Origin of the sequence: Cutibacterium sp. KBN10P07758, from assembly GCF_050286205.1 — a bacterium.
GTDB classification, from domain to species: domain Bacteria; phylum Actinomycetota; class Actinomycetes; order Propionibacteriales; family Propionibacteriaceae; genus Cutibacterium; species Cutibacterium acnes.
The window spans coordinates 40,774-55,431 of record NZ_JBNNQV010000001.1 but is presented as its reverse complement, the minus strand read 5'-3'; the positions used below and the strand labels follow the sequence as shown (position 1 = coordinate 55,431).

Annotated in this window: 12 protein-coding genes; all 12 read right to left on the bottom strand. The window is 59.6% G+C overall.

Features of this window, described 5'->3' with window-relative positions; all coding sequences use genetic code 11:
• Positions 1-75: 75 nt before the first annotated feature.
• The 12 genes from ACOYO3_RS00260 to ACOYO3_RS00205 all read right to left on the bottom strand — a co-directional run bounded on the left by ACOYO3_RS00260 (position 76) and on the right by ACOYO3_RS00205 (position 14,484).
• The gene (locus ACOYO3_RS00260) at positions 76-1,785 is read right to left on the bottom strand and encodes a ribulokinase (protein WP_002519768.1); all 1,710 of its coding nucleotides are present in this window, start codon (positions 1,783-1,785) and stop codon (positions 76-78) included.
• 72 nt (positions 1,786-1,857) lie between these two features.
• Entirely contained in the window at positions 1,858-3,222 is a 1,365-nt protein-coding gene (locus tag ACOYO3_RS00255; RefSeq protein ID WP_002517435.1) for a sn-glycerol-1-phosphate dehydrogenase, read from the bottom strand.
• Positions 3,206-4,810 carry an FGGY-family carbohydrate kinase gene (locus ACOYO3_RS00250; RefSeq protein WP_002524553.1) on the bottom strand — a complete coding sequence of 535 codons (1,605 nt, stop codon included), beginning with the start codon at positions 4,808-4,810 and terminating at the stop codon, positions 3,206-3,208. The genes ACOYO3_RS00255 and ACOYO3_RS00250 overlap by 17 nt, the downstream gene beginning before the upstream one ends.
• Positions 4,811-4,866: 56 nt before the next feature.
• A complete protein-coding gene (locus ACOYO3_RS00245; protein ID WP_002517539.1) occupies positions 4,867-5,724 on the bottom strand; it encodes an HAD-IIA family hydrolase in 858 nt (285 codons plus the stop codon).
• A gap of 22 nt (positions 5,725-5,746) precedes the next feature.
• The gene (locus ACOYO3_RS00240) at positions 5,747-6,826 is read right to left on the bottom strand and encodes a hypothetical protein (protein ID WP_002515729.1); all 1,080 of its coding nucleotides are present in this window, start codon (positions 6,824-6,826) and stop codon (positions 5,747-5,749) included.
• A gap of 143 nt (positions 6,827-6,969) precedes the next feature.
• Complete coding sequence (locus ACOYO3_RS00235; protein WP_002515805.1) at positions 6,970-7,452, bottom strand: RpiB/LacA/LacB family sugar-phosphate isomerase; 483 nt, start codon at positions 7,450-7,452, stop codon at positions 6,970-6,972.
• A gap of 216 nt (positions 7,453-7,668) precedes the next feature.
• Positions 7,669-8,187, bottom strand: a complete 519-nt coding sequence (locus ACOYO3_RS00230) for a class II aldolase/adducin family protein (protein ID WP_002515754.1) — start codon at positions 8,185-8,187, stop codon at positions 7,669-7,671.
• A gap of 51 nt (positions 8,188-8,238) precedes the next feature.
• A complete protein-coding gene (locus ACOYO3_RS00225) occupies positions 8,239-9,045 on the bottom strand; it encodes a DeoR/GlpR family DNA-binding transcription regulator (RefSeq protein ID WP_002515940.1) in 807 nt (268 codons plus the stop codon).
• Between the two features lie 273 nt (positions 9,046-9,318).
• Positions 9,319-10,392 (bottom strand): mannonate dehydratase, encoded by a 1,074-nt coding sequence (uxuA, locus tag ACOYO3_RS00220; RefSeq protein WP_002515832.1) that lies wholly within the window; start codon positions 10,390-10,392, stop codon positions 9,319-9,321.
• A 2-nt stretch (positions 10,393-10,394) separates the two neighbouring features.
• The gene (locus ACOYO3_RS00215; protein ID WP_002518532.1) at positions 10,395-11,984 is read right to left on the bottom strand and encodes a mannitol dehydrogenase family protein; all 1,590 of its coding nucleotides are present in this window, start codon (positions 11,982-11,984) and stop codon (positions 10,395-10,397) included.
• Between the two features lie 15 nt (positions 11,985-11,999).
• Positions 12,000-13,412, bottom strand: coding sequence for a glucuronate isomerase (uxaC, locus tag ACOYO3_RS00210; RefSeq protein ID WP_002525552.1), 1,413 nt, complete (start codon positions 13,410-13,412; stop codon positions 12,000-12,002).
• Positions 13,413-13,476: 64 nt separating this feature from the next.
• Positions 13,477-14,484: a LacI family DNA-binding transcriptional regulator gene (locus tag ACOYO3_RS00205; protein WP_002517447.1), complete on the bottom strand. Its 1,008-nt coding sequence runs from the start codon at positions 14,482-14,484 to the stop codon at positions 13,477-13,479.
• Between the last annotated feature and the right edge of the window lie 174 nt (positions 14,485-14,658).

Sequence of the window (14,658 nt, the reverse complement as noted above, 5' to 3'; positions counted from 1 at the left end):
CGGTGGGTGGGGGTCAGGTCATCATCACAACCCTATTCGTACCCCGGAGGTCATGTACGTGTGGCGTTATAGCTGTCACAAATGTGCACCGTTGCCGCCATTCGACGTTTCCGTCGATTCCCGCGCCCGCAAATGGGCCTGACGTCGAATCTCCTTAAGACGGTGCATCACTTGGTTGCCACCGCGGCCGAAGTAATCGTGGAGCCGAGCGTACTCGGCGTACAGGGCGTCGTACTGCTCGGCGCGTTGCTCGTCGATCTGGTAGACCCCCGCCTTCTTCGCCCCCATCGCAGCAGAGGCAGCCTTAACGTCGGGGTACAGATCGGCGGCGACGGCCGCGAACACCGCAGATCCGTGCGCGCCTGGCTGTTTGATAGTCCCAACGCTCAGAGGAACTCGGCAGATATCGCAGAACAACTGCATAAGGAATGTGTTCTTCGTCAGTCCGCCGGCCACCACCAACTCGTTGATCTCAACCCCGGAATCCCGGAACGACTCGATGATGGTGCGCGCCCCGAAAGCTGTCGACTCCAGCAGGGCCCGGTACTGGTCCTCGGGGGTAGTCGTGAGAGTCTGACCCAAGATCATTCCCGACAAGTTGGCATCCGCGAGCACCGACCGGTTGCCGTTGTGCCAGTCCAGGGCAATGAGACCATGGGCACCGACCTCCTGCCTCGCACATTTTTCGGTAAGCAGGTCATAGACACCGATGCCCCTGTGGTCAGCCTCGTCGAAATACGAGCCCGGGACGCAGTTGTCGATAAACCAGGCGAAGATGTCGCCCACCGCCGTCTGCCCAGCCTCGAATCCCCACGAACCATCGACGATCCCACCGTCGACGACGCCAAACATTCCGGGGACTTCCTTGAGCTGGGGCCCGGGAACGACGTAGCACGCCGAAGTACCCATGATCGCAGTCATCTGGCCGTTCTCCACTGCTTGCACGGCGGCCGCAGTGACGTGGGCGTCAATGTTGCCGCTGGCCACCGTGGTGCCGACTGGTAATCCCAGACGCTCGGAGAACTCCGGCGTCAGGCCACCAACCCGGGCTCCCAGGGGAAGTACCGGGGCGTTCATCTTCTCGGCGAAAACGTCGGCGAACTCTGGGTTGAGGTTCATCAAGTAGTCGCGGGACGGATACTTCCCGTCCTGGTACATACGTTTGTACCCCGAATCGCCCGTCGAGAACGCCAGCACCCCGGTCAGCCTCCACGTCAGCCAATCCAATACGTTGCAGAACACATCGGTAGCCCGGTACACCTGCGGGGCTCGTTCCAGGGTCTCCAATACCTTGGGCATGAGCATCTCGGAGGACAGGATTCCTCCATACCGTGTCAGCCACGGTTCCCGACGCACCTGGGCCAACTTGACGATGCGGTCAGCCTGGTCCTGAGCACCGTGGTGCTTCCAGAGCTTGACCCAGGCGTGAGGCTCGTTTCGGAACTCGGGTAGTTGACACAGTGGAGTGCCGTCCTTCGTCGCAGCGACGACGGTGGCAGAGGTGACGTCTAACCCGATACCGACGATGTGGTCGGGATCAACCCCGGCGTCCTTCACGGCCCCGCGGACGATCGTCTCGAGGGTCTCCAGATAATCGACAGGATCCTGGAGGGCGAAGTCCGGCGGAAGTTTACGGCCGTCGGCAGCGCTCAAGGTGCGGTCCATGACCCCATGGGGATACTCATGGACGGCGGCCCCCATCTCGGCGCCATCGTTGGCCCGTACGACGACAGCGCGTCCGGACAGCGTGCCGAAATCCAGTCCCACCACATAGTTATTGTTCATGGTGTCCTCCTCGCGAGGAAGTCGGGTGGCGCCGGGGCGAGTGGTCGGCCCCACCCGACGTCGTCCTGGTACTCAGTCCTGCGGCCAGGGGCGCCGGCCCCAGAATCCGTCAGGCTCAAACAGCGACTCGACGAGATCGCCGATGGTTCCGGTCTCGACGAGCAGGTCAAGAAGGGTGTAGCGCGACCGAATCATCTGGCACCGGTAGTAGGTGTCGTGGAAGCGCTCCCGAGTCAGGCCGATCTGCGCCGGGTGGTAAATGCCACCAACAGTCTTGATGATCTCCTCGACCTTGGCAGCCGGCATGACCTGGGAGCGGCAGCGTTCTCGGACGGTCGGCCACGTTGACTTGACGAGTTCCAGACGCTCTCGCAGCGCATCGGCGTCGAGGTACTTGTCCATGGTCTGCCTGACAGCAGGCTCGAGCATGTCGCCCGTGAAGTTGGCGCGAACCTTGGCCTCCATTTCCTCGGCCGACGGCCACTTGGCGACAGCGGCGTCGACGTCGAGGGTGCTGAAATCGTGGTTGAGCGTTCTCTCCCACAGAGCGAGCACTGAGATCGTGCCGAGTCCCACCTTGAACCCGTGGGTCAGTGGCGGGTCTTGGTCCATACCGAGATGCTCCATCTCCCACAGGTGGGAGAATTGGTGACCGGCGCCCGAGGCCGGGCGCGACGAGATGCGGTACTTCTGCATCGCTAGACCGGACATCACGAGGCCTTCGATGAGGCCATCAAATGCCTCCGGTTTACCGTTGGCCAGCCCCTCTGGATCGCTGATGGCACTGGTGAGCGGGCCCTGGACGAGATCCCACACCTCGTCGTCGATCGGCTCGATGCCCAGTTCGTCGGCGACGATCCAATCGGCACCGGCCGGGACCTTTTCAATGAGATCGCCCAGGCCGGTAGCGGTGCAGCGTTGCGGAGCCCCGGCCATCGTCGGCAGGTCGGCGATGAGGGCTTGCGGGGCGCGGCAGCTCATGGTGTGCTTGAAACCGTTTTCGGTAATCGAGGCACCGAAGGCGGCGTAGCCGTCCATTGAGGCGGCGGTACATACGTTCATGTAGCGCCGACCCAGTTCGTCGCTGGCTCGTTTGGTGATGTCGTTGAGGGTGCCCGAGCCGATTGAGCAAGCGATCACCCCGTCAAGGTCGCGCATGTGATCACGGATCTTCTCAACGTTCGCGTAGCAGGCGTAAACGGCTGGACGCCCCGGGAAGATCATCGGTTCGACAGTCTCGACTCCGGCGCCCTCGAGGGATGCCTTGGTCTGTTCACCAGCGACGGCCCAGGTGTTCTCGTCGGCGATAATGATGACCTTCGCATCACCGAAGAGTTCCTTGAAGACGCGCCCGGTTTCCTCGAGCACGTTGCGGCCCATGACCACGACGTCCGTGTCGCCGCAATCGGCCAACGCTTTGTCAATCAATTCGGACATTGCTTCTCCTCTGATCAGTGTGATCGTCAGTTTTGTCGGCCTCGTGATCGACCATGTCATGAATCATGGGGCACAGTTGCGGGTAGGTGTCGCAGTACTTGTCTACGTAATATTGATATTCCTCGTGACGCTCCTGGTCCGGCTCAATGAAGTCAATCTCGTGGACCATCTGTGTGGCCGCCTCGGGGAGATCCTTGAACAAGCCAGCGCCGACAGCAGCTACCATGCAGGTACCGAGCACCACAGCGTCCCCGACCTCAGTGAGCACGATCGGCACACCAGGTACATCGGCGTGCATCTGTATCCAATCACGGCTCTTCGTGGCGCCACCACAGGCGACCATGCGGTCTACCTCAAATCCAGCGGCCTTCATGGCGCGCAGGTTGTGGGCCGTGCCATAGCAGACCGATTCCTGAATAGCGTGGTAGAAATGCGCCGGAGTGTGCATAAGGGATAGACCCCAGATAATGCCGCGAGCTTTCGAGTCAGTGTACGGAGTGCGGTTGCCCTGAAAATACTCATTAATAATAAGGCCGTCGGAACCCGGTCTGATGTTTCGCGACTGCTCGTTAAGGACGTCGTACGGATTGAGGCCGATTTTCTCGGCAGCAGCGGTGTAGTCAGCTGCAAAATTGGCCTTGAACCACTTGAGCACTGAACCGGTCGAGACCTGGCTGCCTTCGACGGTGTACTGGCCGGGCATGACGGCGTCGGAGTAGGCACCGAAGAATCCCTCACCGTGGATCTCGGTGTCGGACTGGCCGGTGAGCACGTGCGAGGAGCCGGTGATGAGAGCCATCGAACCGGGCGCGAGCACGCCGAGACCGATCTGACCGGCCCAGGCATCACCAAGTCCTTGGGCAACCGGGATGCCGGGACGTAGACCCAATAACTGGGCCGGGATAGTACCGAGGGTACCGACCGGTGTGCCCAGGTCGAGGACTCTTCCCGGGATCTTGTCGAAGACGTCGTCGCAGCCGATGGTCTCATAGAAATCCTCCGGCCAACCGCCCTTGTCTCGGTTGTAGTACATCCGGATGGCGGCCGAGTTGATGTTGGTAGTCCATTCTCCGGTGAGCTTGAACGTCACCCAGTCAGGGGCATCGACGAGGTGGGCGGCTCTGCGATAAGTTTCCGGCTCGTGCTCTCGTAACCACGCGGCCTTGAAGGGGTACCACTCGGCGGTAGCCGGAGAAACGCCAGCACCGTTGTAGAGGCGGGCGACCGAATCCGAGTTCTCAGCGCGTGCAGCCTGCTCGGTGGCACGGACATCCATCCACATCATGGCGGGACGTAACTCGTTGCCGCGCTCGTCCATGGCAACCATCGTTAACGTCGTAGCGTCATACGAGATACCGGCGATAGCTGCCGGGGAAATTCCAGCAGCCGCAATGGCGCGATGGCAGGACGCCTGCAGCGCCTTCCACCACTCTTCGGGGTCCTGCTCGGCCCAACCGGGACGAGGGTGAGTGGTCTTGTACGGGGTTGCCGCGAAAGTAAGCGGACGTCCCGCAAGGTCAAAGATCGCGACTCGGCACGACTCGGTGCCATAGTCGATGCCTAAGAGGTAGGGGCCGTTGTTCAACATCGTTGTCTCCTGCGAAGTGTCTCTGCGGCAGCGGTGCACGCAGCTCGGTCGTCTTGTCAGTCATCGTTGTCTTCGGTCCAGCCGAGTTCGCGCCATGCCGAGGCTGGGATAAGTCGGTCGATGCGATCCAGAGTCCAGGTGGGACGATGCTCAACGTCGAGAGCTGCAACGTCGTCAGCAGTGGCCTCGCCAGTCAACACACAGGCCGACTTCATTCCGGTATCGAGGGCCATCTGGATGTCGGTTTGCAGCCGGTCACCGACCATAACGCAGTCTGTCGGGTCAACGTCGAGGCCGGACAGGGCTTCGGTAAGCATCACCGGCGACGGCTTGCCCAAGCTGACCTTGCACTGCTGTCCCGTGCATGCCTCGATAGCTGCGGTTACGGCAGCGCAGTCGGGCTCGCCACGGCCGCCAGGGAAGGGGCAGAACCGATCTGGGTTGGTCTGGATGAGGAATGCCCGCTTATGGAACCAGATGGCGTCGAAGGCGATCTGAAGCTTGCGGTAGTCGAAGGTGCGGTCATACGAAGCGATGACGATGTCTATCTTCTCGGGGTCCTCACACAGCTCGATCCCGGCCTCACGTAGGCTCCGCTTGAGGGGCTCCTCAGCGATCGCGAAAACTTTAGCGTCGGGGTGGTTGTTGACCAGCCAGCGCGTTGTCGTCACGACCGTGTTGGAGATGTCCTCGATGGCCGTGGGCAGACCCAATCTCGTGAGCTTGTCGACGTACTGGTCCGGGTCCTTGGTCGGGTTGTTCGACAAAAACCTCACTGGGATCTCACGACGGCGCAATTCCTCGATCATGCGGCGAGCACCCGGCAGTAGGTGCTCACCGAGGTAGATAGTGCCGTCCATGTCGAACACGTAGGCCCGGGCGAAATCAGTAGGTATGTCGATGACGTCATGCATGGTTGCTACTCCTGAAGCGAGATCACGAGAACAGGGTGGCGAGCGAGACGACCACGGTGTTACCGAGCCAGATGGCAGCGGCGGGCGGATCGATATGGCTGGTGCCGCGGTTGTACCAAAGGCGGGCACAGAACTCGCCGAGGCCAGCGGTGAAGACACCGAAGAATGCGGCAATGACCAGGGCAACCGTGGCCATACCCCACGTGTGGGAATCCCACGAGGACGTGTACGTCCAGTGGTAAGTGGTGAGGGTCTTGCCCATAAGCAGCGGGAAGAACTGCACCGCAGCCAAGCCGGCGATGTTCGTCACGTGATGCTGGACCGGCATGTTCCGATTAGTGATGAGGAACAGGATAATGACAGCTGAAATGCCGAAGCAAAAGCTGTTGGCGTTGGCAGCAGCCAGATTGTTGGCGAGTCCCCGTGTGGTCAGGTAGGCGCCAACGTTGGCGGCCAGGAAAAGAGAAGCGCCACCGGCGAAGATGCCGAACAGTGAACCGATGGTAAGGAGCTGACTGGGTTTTTCCTGCCATTCCAACCACCGTCCGTTGGGGCCCGGTTTGATCTTGGCCGGGAAACTGGTGGCGTTCTCGTGGAAAAGCTCTGGGTTGTGCAGGGAGCCGTGGAACAGTCCTTTGCCGGGTACTCCACCAAAGATGAGACGGGCCAACAGTCCGGACAGCAGCACCGTCAGGGCGACTGGGTCGGTGTGCTTGCCGAACCACGGAATGTTTGAGATGCCGATCTGGCACAAGTAGCCGAAAATGCCGAAGGCGGCACCGACGCAGAGGATGTCGGGGTGACCGATGCCGGCAAGCGGGGTGTTGACGTCTTTGCCGTCACCCAGATGCCCTCGGTACCGAGCATAGATGGCGGCCGCAACGCCACCAGCAAAGGCGATGTGCGGGCCCATGAAGGGACCAAAGGCCAGATAGTCCAAGCCGAAGGTGTTTCCGGTTGCGGCAAACACTCCCCAGGAGGCCAGCACACAGAAGCCGGTGAGGACGAAGGCGTAGTTGCCGCCGATGGCAGCTCCGACAGCACCGCCGGCGATGGTGGCAAGGAGTCCGAAGACGAAGACTCCGACAGAGGTGGTGAACATCGATGTTCCTTTGTGAGGGCGGGTGTCCCGCGATCTGTCATCCGCACGCAGCGACGGGTGCGGCATTTCTGGGCAACCCTAGGCGTTGGCCCAGGGGTGGGGTGGTTCAAGCGTGCGCCGGTGCACGTCTGAACCACCCGGTATCAGCAGTTGCCAGGGGCGGATTCCCCAGCACCTGACTCATATGCGTCGATGAGATCGATGTTGGCCTTGGAGTGGGAACTCGGGTCGAAGGTGTACCCGATGAACTCGTGGGCTAAGCGACGGGCAAGTTCGCGACCGATGACGCGTTGGCCGAGGCATAGCACGTGGGCGTCGTTGGACATGATGAGCCGCTCTACGGAGAAGGAGTCGTGGGCGGTACAGGCGCGAATGCCTGGCACCTTGTTGGCCGTGATGGCCATGCCCATCCCGGTGCCGCAGAAGAAGATTCCTCGATCGGCCTTTCCATCTTTGATGACGTGAGCTCCTTTGATGCCGATGTGCGGGTAGAGGGTGTCGTCACCAGCCTGAACACCGACGTCGATAACGTCATCGACTCGCGAATCCGCTTCCAGGTCAGCCTTGACGACATCCTTGTACTCGACTGCCGCCGGATCAGCGGCGACAACGATCCTTAGTCCCATGGTTCCTCCATGTCTCGCTGCCGTGTAGTGGGGAGTCCCACTCGCAACTGCGAGCAACAACGACTCATGACGTTCATATTAACATCGGTTATGTGAAAAGTGATGGATTTAAATGTGAATTGTGCCACCTTGCACCTATCCGTGACGCGCGAAGGATCCTCCTCGCAACCCTTGGCGCTGTGACACTTCGACCATAAGGAATCGCGACTGAGGCGATCAGGAGGTCACCCCGGTGGACGCAGTCGCTGTGCCGTAACGGTTGATGTAGCGATCATGGTTGGCGTCGATCTCAGACTGCGGCAGCGACGAAATGTCACCGATCATCGTCGCGTAGGCCAGAGTTCGTGCGACGTCCTCCACCATGACGGCCGCCTTGAGGGCTTTCTCGATGGAGGCCCCGACGGTAAAGACACCGTGCTTCCTCAAAAGCACTGCCGGGCACTGGTCGATGAACCTCATGACCTGCTCCCCGATCTGCTCGGTGCCAATGTGGGCATAACCAGCACAAGGTACGGGCCCACCGAACTCGTCAGCAACGGCCGCCAGGGAATACGGGATGTCCTGACCGGTGGCGGCCCACGCGGTAGCAAAGGTGGAGTGAGTGTGGACGATGCTGCGAATGTCATCACGCCGGCGATACACATAAAGGTGAGAGGCCGTGTCCGAGGACGGTCCCCGGTCCCCTTCGATGATCTTGCCCTCACTGTCGACGACGACCATGTCATCGGGAGTCATACCATCCAGACGTCAGATCAAGGGCCTAAACCGATCTTGCGTCCGTTCGGGTCAGGATCTCGATGCAGACGTCTCGACCACCATGAGGTGGACACCCAGATCGCTAAGCTGACTGAGGATCCCGCGCGGAGTGTGTGCGTCGACGACGACATGGTCGAACTCAGTGAGATCTGCGAACTTGAACAGAGCACGGCGTCCAAACTTGGTGTGGTCGAGCAGCAGGACGCGTGTCTCGGCTGATTCCAGCATGGCCCGTTTCACCTCGACAACCTCTTGGTACGGGTGATAGCAACCTGCCTCGAAGATCCCCGACGCCGACAGGAAGCACAGGTCAGCGTGCATGCTGCGGATCATGCGCACGGCGGCGGGTCCCATGAGGGACTGCGCCCAAGACTGATACTCGCCTCCGGTGACGACGAGCTTGTCAGAGCTGGTCGTGATGACCTCCTTGGCAACTAGCAGGGAGTTCGTCACCACCGTCAAAGGGGTGTGCTCAGGTAGGGAACGCAAGACCCACACCCCGGAAGTGGAGTCATCGAGCATGATCGAGCTGCCTGGAGCGATGAGGTCGCTCGCCAGCTCGGCGACGGCCTGCTTATCGGAAGAGCTCTGCTCCAGACGGAAAGCAGCATCGGCCTCGTGCAGACCGTTAGCCACGGCCACAACTCGCCCCCGGTGACGTTGCAGCACGCCGCTGCTTTCGAGGATTGCCAGGTCACGGTAGATCGTCATAGCGGAGACGCCGGTTGACTCGACGAGGTCCTCGACGCTCACCGACCCGGCCCGGACGACCGCTTCCGCGATGGCGAACTGACGCGCCCGAGGCCCACCTCGGGGGGCACCTTCCTTCTTGCTCACCCACTTCTCCCGTCGTCACGGCGGCCGGTAATAGCCCGCCATCCCGGAACCGATCCTAGTGACAGGGATCCGAACGTGGAGGCCGCAGGGTTTTAGATGCCCAGACGAGAGGAAACCCGACGGCTAGGACTCAACCCGCGACCAGCGCCACAGCACCCAACGACATAGCCTCACCGTCAGCAGGCGACCGAACTTGCCCTCGTCAACGGCCTTCATCCCACAAATGCGGCACGACCGCGGAGGACATCCGGTCATCTCCCGTGGTGCTCAGGCTCAATACGCGGAAGCTTTCTCGATAGCCTCCCACAGGCCATTGAGATAGGTGATTCCCAAAGCACGGTCATATAGCGGGTAACCAGGACGACCCGTTTCACCCCAGATCATCCGACCGTGGTCGGGACGAATATAAGAATTCGAGCAATGATCGTGAATAGACTTCATGATCGCATACATATCGAGGGACCCGTCGCTGGAAAGATGCGAGGCCTCCTTGAATTTTTTCGACCCCAGAAACTTCACATTTCTGACATGAGCGGCAGCAACCCGTCCCATATCTCCATATTTCGCGAGGATGGCCGGCACGTCATTGTCGGGATTCGAACCTAGCGATCCAGCGCACACGCACAGTGAGTTGGCCGGGGAATTCACCAGATCAACGATCCTCTGCAGGTCAGAATCACTGTGCACGATACGCGGAATTCCGAAAATGCCCCAGGCAGGATCATCAGGGTGGACGGCCATCCGAATACCGACCTTCTCACAGGTCGGCACGATTCCCTCAAGGAAGTAGCGGTAGTTATTGCGCAGCTGATCCCGGGGCATGTCGGTGTACTGGGCCATAACCTCATCGAGATCGGCCAGCCGCTCGGGCTCCCATCCGGGTAGTGGGAAGGCCGACGAATCCAGAGTGGCCTTGACGATGTCTTGCGGAGTTAGACCCACAAGCTCCTCGTGGTCGTAGTACAAGCAGGTTGAGCCGTCCTCGTTACGATGGAAGAGTTCGGTGCGTAGCCAGTCAAATACCGGCATGAAATTGTAGACAACGACCTTAATACCATGGGCGGCAAGATTCTCTAGGGTCTTGCAATAGTTGGCGATGTAAATGTCACGAGACGGCTTACCAAGCTTGATGTCTTCGTGGACGTTCACCGATTCAATGACTTCACATTCCAAACCAGCGTCATTGACTTTCCGGACGTAAGAAGAAATCTCCTCATCAGACCACATCTCACCGACCGGAATCCAGTCCATCGCGCCCATGATTCCGCTGACTCCTGGAATCTGACGGATATTCTCCAACGTGATGGGGTCGGTTTCTGCACCATACCATCGAAACGTCATCTTCATGATTACGCAAACTCCTCATCCAGAACCGACCTTACGGCACCTGGACCGGCTGTTAGGCGGATAAAAAATCGTTCAACGACGTCAGATAAAGGTGTCATCGTCAGGTCTACGCCGAAGATATCTCCACGACTAAGGATGGGGGAGATGACCTTGGAATCATCATCGCCAAAACGAACACCTGACACAACAGATTCCAGCTGCCCAAGCAGCGGATCGGAGGACAGCTCTACCGGTTCTCCATCGTCAGCAATGCCCATAAGGTACCGACACCAGGCGGCGAAAACGAACGGGATCGCCCGCAATGACGCAACCTTAAGGGAGTCATCAGCGAGATACGACTTCACGGTCTCACCAAATCGGATCGGAATCTTCTGCGAGGTGTCGGTGGCAATACGACTCGGGGTATCACCAAGGAATGGGTTCGGGAAACGCTCTTCTTCGACTTCGCGCAAGAATTCCTTGGGGTCAATAATCCCCGGATCGCTGACGACGGGGAGCCCTTCCTGCCACCCCAAACAGTGTACTAAACCCGCTAAACCCGGGTCTTTCATCGCCTCGTCAATAGTGGGCTTGCGTAGCAGCACCCCGGTAATGGCTAGAGCAGTGTGGAGCGGGTTAAGGCAGGTCGTCACCTTCATTCGCTCGAACCGGTAGCAGGTATCGCGATCCGTGAAGTAAACCCCGGCTTTCTCTAATTCCGGACGCCCATTCGGGAAACGATCTTCAATAACGAGGTACTCAGCCGGCTCGGTGTTGACAAACCCCGCCACCTCGACGTCGGGGTCGATCCCCATGTCCTCAAGCCCCATTGCCGCTAACTGCTCGGCAACCTTCTGGGACGGGGCCGGGGTGATTTTGTCGATCACGGAGATCGGGAACTCAACCTTTTCTGCAATCCACTCGACAACCCTGTGGTCGATGACGCCTCGTTTCTCCCACTCCGCAGCGATCGTCAGCACCGAGGTGCGCAACATGTCACCGTTGTGGGAGAAATTGTCACAGGACACCACGGCCACCGGCGTCGCCCCAGCGTGGAAACGTCGCACCAGCAGAGCGGTGACAAGACCCATTGCCGTCGACATACGATCAGACTCGGGGTCGCGCCCCAGATCCTCAACAACAGCGTCTTGGTAGGAACCGTCGTAGCCGTTGAGCTGATACCCCTTCTCGGTGATCGTCAGGGTGATTAACTGCAGGGACTCGGCGCAGGCAATCTCGGTGATGCGACGAAAATCGTCATCTCGTCGGTAGGCCAGCCCCTCGCTGATCGACGCTATGACCCCGAAGTCGGTGTGACCATCGGCGTGGGAGGTCACACCAAGGGTCAGCAAATCGTGGTCCGTGAGGCCGCGATCGAGGCGCTGTGGATTGCGGGGCGCGATAGCGGCAATGCCGCACTGCTCAGCCCCGGAGTTCATAATGTCCTGGGCTAACCGAGCGATGTGGACACGGAACAGATTTCCTGGCCCAATATGCATCCATCGCGGCCGATCATGGGCCTGGCTACGCATCTCCCCCACGTCAAAGAGGGGTAAGGCGAGCCCAGCGTCCGCCAACGCGGGCCCATGAAGTGCATCGAGATCAAGCTTCATGACATCCTCTTCGGATCACAGACCAAACACCTGAGTGGGCTGCTCCACAACAAGCCGATGAGCTATCTCAACCGCCTCATCCAGGTCAAGCCTGCCCAAAACCACCAGCTCGGCGAGGTGAGCGGCATCAAGGCGCCGACTCATATCGTGACGCGCCGGAATTGAGCAAAAAGCACGAGTGTCGTCAATCATGCCGCTCACCCGACTGAACCCAGCCATCTCAGTAACGGCGTGTTTGAACCTCATCACCGACTCGGGTGCGTCGATGAACCACCAGGGCGCACCGATATAGAGGCTGCGATACCACCCGGACAAGGGAGCGATTTCGCGTGAATAAAGGGTCTCATCGATCGTGAAAACGACCAGCTTGAGGTCCGTGTTGCCAAATTTGTCGAGTAAGGGGTGAAGGGAGTCGACAACTTCCAGCGTCACCGGAACGTCGGAACCAATATCGGCGCCAAATCGATGGAACGCGGCGGTGTCGTGATTGCGGTGCACCGCTGGATGGACGGTCATCGTCAAGCCGTCCTCGCTGGCCATCCTCGCCTGATCGGTGAAAAGATGCCGACGAAGGAGGGCCATCTCCTCGACAGTGGCCCGACCTGCCACCGAGGCGTCAAAAATCGACGCCGCACGATCGTGGTCAAGGATGATGGTGCCTAAGTCGCGGTGGCTGTGGTCACTGGACACCGCGCCGTGCTGTCTAAAGTAAGCGCGCCGGTCCTCCATTGCCTCGGTAAACCCGTCCAGCGTCGTCGCATCGCAACCACTTACCTCAGACAACCTCGCAAGCAAGCCCGTCCAGCCTCCGGCAGCCGGTTCCAGGTACTTATCTGGGCGGAAGGTGGGGGCAACGCGACGGGTGAATGTCTCGTCGGCAGCCAGTCGAGCGTGCCCGTCGAGATCGTCGCAAGGATCATCGGTGGTTGCGATGAAGGCAATGTCGAAGGAGTCCATGAGAGCGCGGGGCAGGAAATCCGGCTGGGCGATTCTTTCAGCGATGGTGTCGTAGATGCGATCAGCGTTCTCAGGGCTGGGTCGTTCGGTGATGCCAAAAATGCCGACAAGCTGGTCAACGAGCCAATAACGCATCGCTGTTCCAGCAAAATCACGCCAGTGCTCGCATAGGATCCGGAAGGCCCTTCGGTTGTCCTCCTCGCTCATCGTCTTGCGCCCAACACCCAGGTCCTCAAGATCGACGCCATTAGCATGCAGCAGCCGATTCACGTAGTGGTCGGGGGTAATGAGCAGGCTCGTCGGGTCAGAGAAAGCCATGTCGTCGGCGATCCATGACACCGGAACGTGTCCATGAGGAGAAATAATGGGCAGACCCTTCGTGGATCGGTAAATTTCGCGCGCAGCAGCCAAAGCGGAGGACTCGCGGGGCAGCAGACGATCCTCGGAGAGGGTGAGAGTCGGCGTTGACATGACGTTCACTGTGCCCCTTTGCAGGGTTTACCCGGAACGAGTTGCCGTCACTTGCCCCGCTTAGCTATCCAGATTCCCGCACCATAAAGGACACCGGGACAACGTCCTCGCTGGGTGCCTGGCGCTCATGATGACTCGGCTTCTCAACCATGTCGAGAAGCCGATTGACGGCCACAACCCCCATTTGGAACTGATTGACGCGAACCGTTGACAACGCCGGCGAAACCAAGGCTGAGAACGGGATGTCGTCGAACCCAATGACGGCGACGTCGTTAGGAATTCTGAGGCCACAGGCCATTGCTCGACGCATGAATCCGATCGCGATGAGATCGTTGTAGGCGATGACAGCGGAGGTCGGATGGGCCCGCCACATATCGAACGCTTCTATGCCGCCCCTGATAGTGGGTGTCGGGCAGGCAAGCTGATGCACTGTGACTTTGCCGTCGCGGCGAGCACGCTCAAGCAAACTGCGCCACCTCACCCCCGATTGCCAAGACGCTGTCGGCCCGGCGAGATACGTCACTGTGGACCGTCCTTCGCTTACTAAATGGGTGAGAGCATCCCCGAGTCCTTCATCGGATGCTGGTGTCACCGATGACACACCTGGAACCTTACGGTTGACCGTCATGACCGGCTTGATCCCGGCCAGGTGCCGCAAACCGGCGTCCGACATGCGCGAACCGACAAAAATGAAACCGTCGACAGTAGCCAAGGATCGTTTCGTGGTTTCAGACTCAATCTCGGATGACTCGTTGGAGTCAATGAGGACGACCATGTAACCGCGTTTGCGGGCACCTGCGAAAATCCCTTTGACGGTAGCCCCGAACACCGGATTCATGACGTCGGCAACGCACACTGCGACGAGGTGATACGTCCTACTCGTCGAAACTCTCGGCACCTCATCCTGACGGTAACCAAGCTTCCGAGCGGCCTGAAAGATCCGTTCTGACGTCTTGACACTCACCCGCCCCGGACGAGAAAAGGCCCGAGAGACAGTTGACGGAGCAACACCGGCAGCCCGCGCGACGTCGCTAATGGTAACCGGTGCGGTGGACTCCTCGCCTACACCCATGGTCTGATTCTATCGCCAACCTACCTGATCCAGGCCCGTAATACACAGGGTGCAAACCATAGCAAAACATCGCAATCCTTGACACTCCGGTGCGAATCTCTAGACAAGGCGATGCTGCCTGTCCACAATGCTGTGACGATAATCGTCGCAGCCTTGAATAGCATAGAGGGTTGT